We start from the raw sequence: 7,321 nt of genomic DNA on the forward strand, positions 1-7,321 counted from the left end.
TCTGCCCTATTCTTCGGTTCCGGGGGATTCTCCGACGCTGGGAGCCTTCTCGGGTTCGGTTTCCTCACCCGAGGCGAGCGGCTCGGTGGTCACTTCGCCCGGGCCCGCACCCTCGACGGCCTCGCGCAGGCGCTGTGCCGAGAAGGCCTCGTTGCCGAGAATCTCGTCGTTCAGATAGATCGACGGCGTCGCCTCGAACGCGTTCTCGCCGTCGTACCGCGCGTAGGCCTCGTTCGTGGCGTCGAGGACCTCCTCGGCGTAGCTGCCTTCGAGGAAGGAGTCGTCGATGCCCTGCTCACTCCCCCATTCCACCAGCTCGGGTAGTGTCATCGTGCGAAGCCGCTCCTCGCTCATCTCCTCCTGGGCCGCGGACGTGAGCTGCTGATAGTAGTCGCTGAACCGCCCGGCGATCTCGCTCTCGCGGTCGATCCGCTCGGCGAAGGCGGGGTCCTCGATCCCGACCTGCGCGCCCCATTCCTTCAGGTCGCCGGCCTCGTAGCCGACCTCGTTCTCGGCGGGCTGGTTCTCGAAAAGGACATCGTTGTACTCGACGAACTTGCCGTGATCGGCCGCCGCACGGGCGGCCGCGCCCGCGCGCAGCGAGTTGGAACCGACCGGCTCGCCCCTCGGAGCGAAGATGCTGACCGGCCGGTAGTGCACGATCGCCTCACCGTCGCCGGCCATCTCCTGCAGGACAGCACCGCTTTCCTCCTCGAACTGCTGGCAGGCCGGGCACTGGTAGTCGACGTAGACCTCGACGACGGGAGCCTCGGTTCCCTCCTCGGCCACGACCACGCTGCCGTCCTGCTGCACGGACTGCGGGGGCAGCCCCGCATACAGTTCGCTCTGCTCGGTCTCGGGGCCGCTGTCGGCGGTGAGGATGAAGTAGCCGACGCCAACGACGAGCAGCACCACGAGCGCGGCGGCTCCGATAACCGCGAGAATCCTGTTGCGTTTAGCGCGCTGCTGCTCCTTCAGCCGCTCCTGCCTGAGTCGCTCGCGGGCCGCACGCCGCGACGCCTTGCTCATGAGCCGATCACCGTTTCTCGCTGCTCTCTCGTGTTCGGCGGCACGGGGAGCGCCGCGCCCGCGGGCAACGGAGCGACGCGTGCCGCGGCCTGGTCAAGGTGTGCTCGTCCGCCCCGCCCGGACATGGCGGGCAGGCCGTCTGGGCCCTTTCCGGGCACAGGGGCACCGCTCACCGGTACAGCCCGAAAAGCCGGTCGAGCGTGAATGGAGAGCGTGGCCAGACCATGACGATACCGGCCAGCGCCAGGAACCCGATATCGCGGGCGATGTCGAGCCCGTATTGCGTCTCGCCCGAAGCGACCTCACCGCCCGTGCCGAAGCACCCGCAGTCGATGGCCAGCCCGCGCGTCCACGCGGAGATGATGCCCGCGATGAACACGATCATGAGCAGAGCGGTGACCGCACCGACATAACGCGTGGCCAACCCGACCACGAGCAGCAGCGCGAGCGCGAACTCGAACAGCGGGAGCGTGTAGCCGATGAACTCGGCGGCCCCCGGGGAGAACAGCTGGTACGCCTCGACGGACTGCACCGACAGCGCCGGCGGCAGCTTGGTGTAGGCTGCGAAGCCCAGCACCGCGGCGAGCCCCAGCCGCGCGAGCAGGCTCACCCAGGGCTGGACGGCGTCCCACCGCGCGGCCCGCGGCGAGGCGGCGCGGGCTGATGGTGTCTGCTCGTCGGTGTCCATCGATCGGCTTTCCTTGGGCTCACGAGGGTCGAATCGGGTTCTGCGCACCCGGGTCCCGCGGGAGGAGCCCCGTCGCATCCCGCCAGATCTTACTCTGCGTGGCGGTCCTGCGACGGGGAGCCCGGAGCAGAGGCGGACCCTGGGCGCGGGCGGAACCCGGCGACCGCACGCAGACTCTAACCGCCGGTCCCGGCACGCGCATTCCGTTCCCTGTCCGCGGAGCGCCTTCACACCGGATTCTTACCGGGTCCCTCGCATGGCCGGACGTCAGCGCGAGCGCACCCCCAGCGCGAGCTCCTCGGCGAATCCGCGCACCGCGGTCAGCCCCGCGTCCAGGTCGGGGGCGTCGAGGATGCGCTGGCAGAACCCGGCGCCGACGATCACACCGTCGGCGTAGCCGGCGACCTCGGCCGCCTGGGCGCCTGTGGAGATGCCCAGGCCGACGCAGACCGGCAGGCCGTCCTCGCCGGTGGCCTCGCGGGTACGCCGCACCAGCCGTTCGGCGGTGTCGGCGACCTGCTCCCGGGTACCGGTGACCCCCATGAGCGAGGCCGCGTAGACGAAGCCGCGGCAGGCGTCGGTGGTCAGCCGCAGCCTCCGGTCGGTGGAGGACGGGGCGACCAGGAAGACCCGGTCCAATCCAGCCTCGTCGGTGGCCTCGAACCACTCCCCGGCCTCTTCGGGCAGCAGGTCCGGTGTGATGACGCCCGCGCCCCCCGCCTCGGCGAGGTCGGCGGCGAACCGGTGGACGCCGTACCGGTCGATCGGGTTCCAGTAGGACATCACCAGGGCGGCGGCCCCTGTCTCGGCGGTGGCCGACACCACGCGCAGCACGTCCTTGGGGGTGGTTCCGGCCGCCAGCGCGCGGTCGGCCGCCCGCTGGATGGTCGGGCCGTCCATGGTGGGGTCGGAGTAGGGAAGCCCCACCTCGACGATGTCGCAGCCTCCCGCGACCATGGCCTGGATGACCTTGATGGAGGCGTCCACGTCCGGGAATCCGGCCGGAAGGTAGCCGATGAGCGCCGCCCTGCCCGCCGCCTTCGCCTCGCCCAGCTTGGTCTGCAGTGTCGTCGCCTGCTCCGGCGCCGTCCGCTCTCCGCTCACTCCTGCTCTCCCTGCTCGTCCACGAACCCGAAGTAGGTCGCGGCGGTTTTGACGTCCTTGTCTCCCCGGCCGGAGAGGTTGACCACGATGACCGCGTCCGGCCCGAGTTCGGCGCCGATCCTGCGGGCGCCGGCCAGCGCGTGGGCGCTCTCGATCGCGGGGATGATGCCCTCTCTCCTGCACAGGAGCCGGAACGCCTCCATGGCCTCGTCATCGGGGATGGCGACGTAGCTCGCCCTGCCGCTGTCGGCGAGCGCGGCGTGCTCCGGGCCGACCGCCGGGTAGTCCAGACCCGCGGAGATGGAGTGGCTCGGTACCGTCTGGCCGTGCTCGTCCTGCAGTACGTAGGTGCGCGTGCCCTGGAAGACCCCGGGCGAGCCACCGGTGATGGAGGCGGCGTGCCTGTCGGTGTCGACACCGTCGCCGCCGGCCTCGAACCCGTAGAGGCGGACCTCGGGGTCGGGGATGAACGCGGCGAAGATGCCGATGGCGTTGGAACCGCCGCCCACGCACGCCGCCACCGCGTCGGGGAGCCGCCCTGTGAGCTCCAGGACCTGCGAGCGGGCCTCTTCCCCGATGATGTAGTGCAGGTCGCGCACCATCGACGGGAACGGGTGCGGGCCCGCGACCGTTCCGAGCAGGTAATGGGTGTGGTCCACGTTGGCCACCCAGTCGCGGAACGCCTCGTTGATGGCGTCCTTGAGCGTGCGGCTGCCGATCGTCACCCCGATGACCTCGGCGCCGAGCATCCGCATCCGCGCCACGTTGAGCGCTTGGCGCCGGGTGTCCTCCTCGCCCATGTAGATGACGCAGTCGAGGCCGAGGAGGGCGCATGCGGTGGCGGTGGCGACGCCGTGCTGGCCGGCCCCGGTCTCGGCGATGACCCGGGTCTTGCCCATGCGCTTGGTGAGGAGCGCCTGGCCGAGCACGTTGTTGATCTTGTGCGAGCCGGTGTGGTTGAGGTCTTCGCGCTTGAGCAGTACGCGTGCCCCGCCGCACTCGGCGGAGAAACGCGCCGCCTCGCTCAACGGGCTGGGCCGACCGGTGTAATCGCGGAGCAGCCGCCGCAGCTCGGTCTGGAAGTCCGGATCGTTCTTGGCCTTGGCCCACCCGTCGGCGACCTCGTCGAGCGCGGCGACGAGCGCTTCAGGGCTGAAGCGGCCCCCGTAGCGGCCGAAGTGGCCGCTCTCGCCCGGGGACGAGGGCACAGCGGCTCTGGTTCGATGCTCATTGGGTTCTCCGTGGCCGCGCGGAGCGGCGGCTCGTTGGTTTGTCCGTCGGAACGGCTGGCACGGCGTCACAGGGAGCGCGGGCCGGCCGGCGTCGTGGGCCGGCGGCGGGGGGGTGCCCCTTCAGGGCCGCCCCGGGCTCCCTAGCGCCATCGACGTGCGGCCGGGCCGGCCGTGCGTATGCCCCAGGTCATGGTTCCTCAGTGCCGATCCCGCAGGGCCGGGTGGGCCCCGGCGGTGACCAGGTCGGCCACGGCATCGCGCGGATTGCCGCCCCGGACCAGGCTCTCCCCCACGAGTACGGCATCGGCGCCGGCCCCCGCGTAGGCCAGGAGGTCGTGCGGGCCGCGGACACCGGACTCGGCGATCTTGATCCGGTCGCCGGGAACGAGCGGAGCCAGCTTGGCGAAGGTGTCCCGGTCGACCTGGAGAGTCTTGAGGTCGCGGGCGTTGACCCCGATGACGGTGGCCCCCGCTTCCAGGGCCCGCCGGACCTCGTCCGGGGTGTGCACCTCGACCAGTGGGGTGAGGCCGAGCGACTCGGCGCGTTCCACCAGCGAGACCAGGGCGTCCTGCTCCAGGGCCGCGACGATCAGCAGTACCGCGTCGGCGCCGTAGACGAGCGCCTCCCACAGCTGGTACGAGCTGACCACGAAATCCTTGCGCAGCAGCGGGGTGTCCACGGCGGCACGCACGCTGCCGAGGTCGTCGAGGCTGCCGCCGAACCGCCGCCCCTCCGTGAGAACACTGATGAGGCAGGCGCCGCCGTCGGCGTAGTCCCGGGCGAGCGCGGCCGGATCGGCGATCGCGGCCAAGGGGCCTTTGGAGGGGCTGGAGCGCTTCACTTCGGCTATGACCTGGACACCGGGACGGCGCAGCGCCGCTACGACGTCCTTGGGCCGCGGCACGGACTCGGCCTTCTCCTTGAGCCGCTCCAGGGGCGTGGCAGCCTGCCGATCGGTCAGATCGGCGCGTACTCCATCGAGGATCTCATCGAGCACGCTCACGTAGGACTGCCCCCTCCATTGACGTCCTCCCCCTCCTGGACGGAAGGGGATCCCGGCCTGCCGTGCACGCGGCTTCCGGCGGGTTCCTGTGCCACCGGCGACCGCCAGCCCCCCGGGCTGCTCTCCCGCCGTCTCCACAGGCGTTTACCGTCTCCGCCCGTCCGGCGGCGACACCCTGACGGCTCGGCCTCCGCCGCCAGAAGCCACGTATCGTACATTTGCGTATTCAACCCGTCAATCCGGGATGTGGTTCGCCTCCGGTCCGGATCCGGAGGCTTCTCGATGGAAATTACGAAGGACACAGGAGCTGACCGGATCCGGGCAGGACCGTAGCTCCTGTGTCCTCGATCGTATCGACCCGCCGGGTGAGAGCGGTCACCGCCCTCACCCCGGCGCGAGGAACGAGCCAAACGGCAGGTTCCGCACCACCCAGAAGGCCATGATGAGGCCGACCAGGAGATAGAGCCACATCGGACTGGGCATTCGGCGCGGCGCGGTCGGCGGCGGCGCCGGCCTGAACGACCGGTACACCCATCTGGCGTAGGCGAACGCGAAATACGGCAGGGCCGCCAGGAGGAACACGTTCATCTGCGCCGCGCCGGCTATGTCGAGATGGGTCAGCGCGTGCACCGCCCGCATGGTTCCGCACCCCGGGCAGTACGTCCCGGTGAGCATCAGCCAAGGGCAGAGGGGGTAGTTCCCCTCTTCGTTCGGGTCGACGAAGTGCAGCAGGGTGGCACCGGCCACCCCCGCCCCGCCCAGCAGCAGGGGCGCGGTAGCCGGATGCAGCCGGCGCCATATGGACGCCGCGGTTCCGGTCATCGGCGGCGATCCTAGTAGTCGTACGTCGTCTCGTACGTTCCCACCGAGCTCATCGCCGCAGCGAAGATCACGAAGTAGAAGACGATGATGAGGACCCAGACGCCGATCGCGGCGAACAAGGCGATGAGCGTGAACTTCTTCGCCTTGGCCGACTGCTCGTAGGCTCCCGCGTGGTCACCGACGTTCCACAGCTCCATGACCTTCGCCGCGGCGAGGATGCCCGGGATACCGAACGGCCAGCAGCAGAAGATCGTGGCGAGGATCGAGGGGACGAGCCAGTTGTCCGGAGGTGTGCCGCCCATCTGGGGTCCGGTACCGCCGTGAGGTGGGGGAGGGCCGTAACCGCCTCCGGGAGGGGGCGGCGGAGGAGGGGACCCTGGAGGTGGGCCGTAGCTCATAATCTGTCCGTCTTTCCTGAAAAGAGGTGAGTCCGTCAACAGCGCCATAAGGCGCGGGGCGCGACCGCCGGCAGGGGACATGGCCGAAAGCACGGTTTCACGCGCGATCGCAGGCAGAGTGAATCATGCCAGGTTCTGCGGTGAAAGTAGGAACTGAGCACTCAGAAAACGCGTAAAGCCGAAACCGGGCCTCCCCGTCCCGGCGGCCCCTCCGGGCCCCGGCGAAGGGGGTTACTTCGCGCCCGCGGTGGCCGGCTCCTTGCCGGAATCGCCGTCGTCGCCGCCCTTGACGGCCTCGGCGGCGGTCTCGGCCTCCGCGGCATCCTCCTGCTGGGCGGCCCACTCCTCCGCGGTCAACGGGCTCGGGCGCGGTTCTTTGCGGCCGAATCCGGCCATTTTCAGCGCGCCGGCGATGACCGCGCAGACGGCGCTGAGAACCAGGCCGATCACGGTCCACTGGACTACGTCCTTGCCGAAGAAGATGATGCCTACACCGGCCACGCTCCAGACCACGATCCAGGAGAGGGTCAGGAACCAGGCGGCAACGGTGTTGCCGTGATCCTCATGGTGTTCGTCGGCCATCAAGGCTCCTTCGCATCCGCGTTGTCGTCACTGGTGACCGCCCCGTGGGACGCCGATGTGCCGTCCGGCCCGCCCGCGGTATCCTCCGGCACCCGCTCCACGGTGGGGTCTGCGCCGCTGTCGAGCGACTTCCACAGTTCAGCGGGGTCGCCGGTGCGGACCGCCACAGGGGCGCTGTGGCGATCGTACCTGTTGCCCATACCGGGCCAGGCAGCCCCCCGGGCGACCGTGACCACCCCCGCGACCAGGAGAAGAAGTGCCCCCGCGGCCCCCAGGGCCGGCCACGCGGAATGCAGTTCCGGCGCGCCCATCTGGCCGTCGACCGTGAACTGCGCACCGGCCCGGCGGATCAGCGCCGCGGGACGGGTCCCGCTCCAGATGTCGTAGAGCGAGACCGCGCCGAAGAGCACAAGGAGCGCGCCCACCCCGCGGCGCGCCCACCCCGCGCCGGCCACCCAGGGC

At 70.4% G+C, this 7,321-nt stretch carries 9 protein-coding genes; all 9 read right to left on the reverse strand.

From position 1 onward, the window contains the following. Window positions 1-6: 6 nt before the first annotated feature. The gene (locus VS93_RS21340) at window positions 7-1,029 is read right to left on the reverse strand and encodes a DsbA family protein (protein WP_046471667.1); all 1,023 of its coding nucleotides are present in this window, start codon (window positions 1,027-1,029) and stop codon (window positions 7-9) included. 169 nt (window positions 1,030-1,198) lie between these two features. Next, window positions 1,199-1,717 carry a MauE/DoxX family redox-associated membrane protein gene (locus VS93_RS21345; protein WP_046471668.1) on the reverse strand — a complete coding sequence of 173 codons (519 nt, stop codon included), beginning with the start codon at window positions 1,715-1,717 and terminating at the stop codon, window positions 1,199-1,201. A gap of 267 nt (window positions 1,718-1,984) precedes the next feature. Further along, window positions 1,985-2,821 (reverse strand): tryptophan synthase subunit alpha, encoded by an 837-nt coding sequence (trpA, locus tag VS93_RS21350; RefSeq protein WP_046471669.1) that lies wholly within the window; start codon window positions 2,819-2,821, stop codon window positions 1,985-1,987. Further along, entirely contained in the window at window positions 2,818-4,029 is a 1,212-nt protein-coding gene (gene trpB / locus VS93_RS21355; RefSeq protein WP_046471670.1) for a tryptophan synthase subunit beta, read from the reverse strand. Before trpB ends, trpA begins: the two co-directional genes overlap by 4 nt. 221 nt (window positions 4,030-4,250) lie before the next feature. After that, the gene (gene trpC / locus VS93_RS21360) at window positions 4,251-5,057 is read right to left on the reverse strand and encodes an indole-3-glycerol phosphate synthase TrpC (protein ID WP_046471671.1); all 807 of its coding nucleotides are present in this window, start codon (window positions 5,055-5,057) and stop codon (window positions 4,251-4,253) included. A gap of 384 nt (window positions 5,058-5,441) precedes the next feature. Further along, entirely contained in the window at window positions 5,442-5,879 is a 438-nt protein-coding gene (locus VS93_RS21365) for a DUF2752 domain-containing protein (RefSeq protein WP_046471672.1), read from the reverse strand. 11 nt (window positions 5,880-5,890) lie between these two features. After that, the gene (locus tag VS93_RS21370; RefSeq protein ID WP_236700659.1) at window positions 5,891-6,181 is read right to left on the reverse strand and encodes a CD225/dispanin family protein; all 291 of its coding nucleotides are present in this window, start codon (window positions 6,179-6,181) and stop codon (window positions 5,891-5,893) included. Between the two features lie 327 nt (window positions 6,182-6,508). Beyond that, window positions 6,509-6,859: an HGxxPAAW family protein gene (locus tag VS93_RS21375; protein ID WP_046471674.1), complete on the reverse strand. Its 351-nt coding sequence runs from the start codon at window positions 6,857-6,859 to the stop codon at window positions 6,509-6,511. Beyond that, window positions 6,859-7,321 (reverse strand): Trp biosynthesis-associated membrane protein (locus VS93_RS21380; RefSeq protein ID WP_046471679.1); only part of this gene is annotated, 463 nt, incomplete at its 5' end. The genes VS93_RS21375 and VS93_RS21380, both read right to left, overlap by 1 nt.

This window comes from Allosalinactinospora lopnorensis (assembly GCF_000981225.1).
GTDB classification, from domain to species: domain Bacteria; phylum Actinomycetota; class Actinomycetes; order Streptosporangiales; family Streptosporangiaceae; genus Allosalinactinospora; species Allosalinactinospora lopnorensis.

Coding starts and splice junctions, on each gene's coding strand:
- VS93_RS21345 (WP_046471668.1), bottom strand. CDS start 1,717: ATGGACACCGACGAGCAGACACCATCAGCCCGCGCCGCCTCGCCGCGG.
- VS93_RS21370 (WP_236700659.1), bottom strand. CDS start 6,181: ATGGGCGGCACACCTCCGGACAACTGGCTCGTCCCCTCGATCCTCGCC.
- VS93_RS21375 (WP_046471674.1), bottom strand. CDS start 6,859: ATGGCCGACGAACACCATGAGGATCACGGCAACACCGTTGCCGCCTGG.
- VS93_RS21365 (WP_046471672.1), bottom strand. CDS start 5,879: ATGACCGGAACCGCGGCGTCCATATGGCGCCGGCTGCATCCGGCTACC.
- VS93_RS21340 (WP_046471667.1), bottom strand. CDS start 1,029: ATGAGCAAGGCGTCGCGGCGTGCGGCCCGCGAGCGACTCAGGCAGGAG.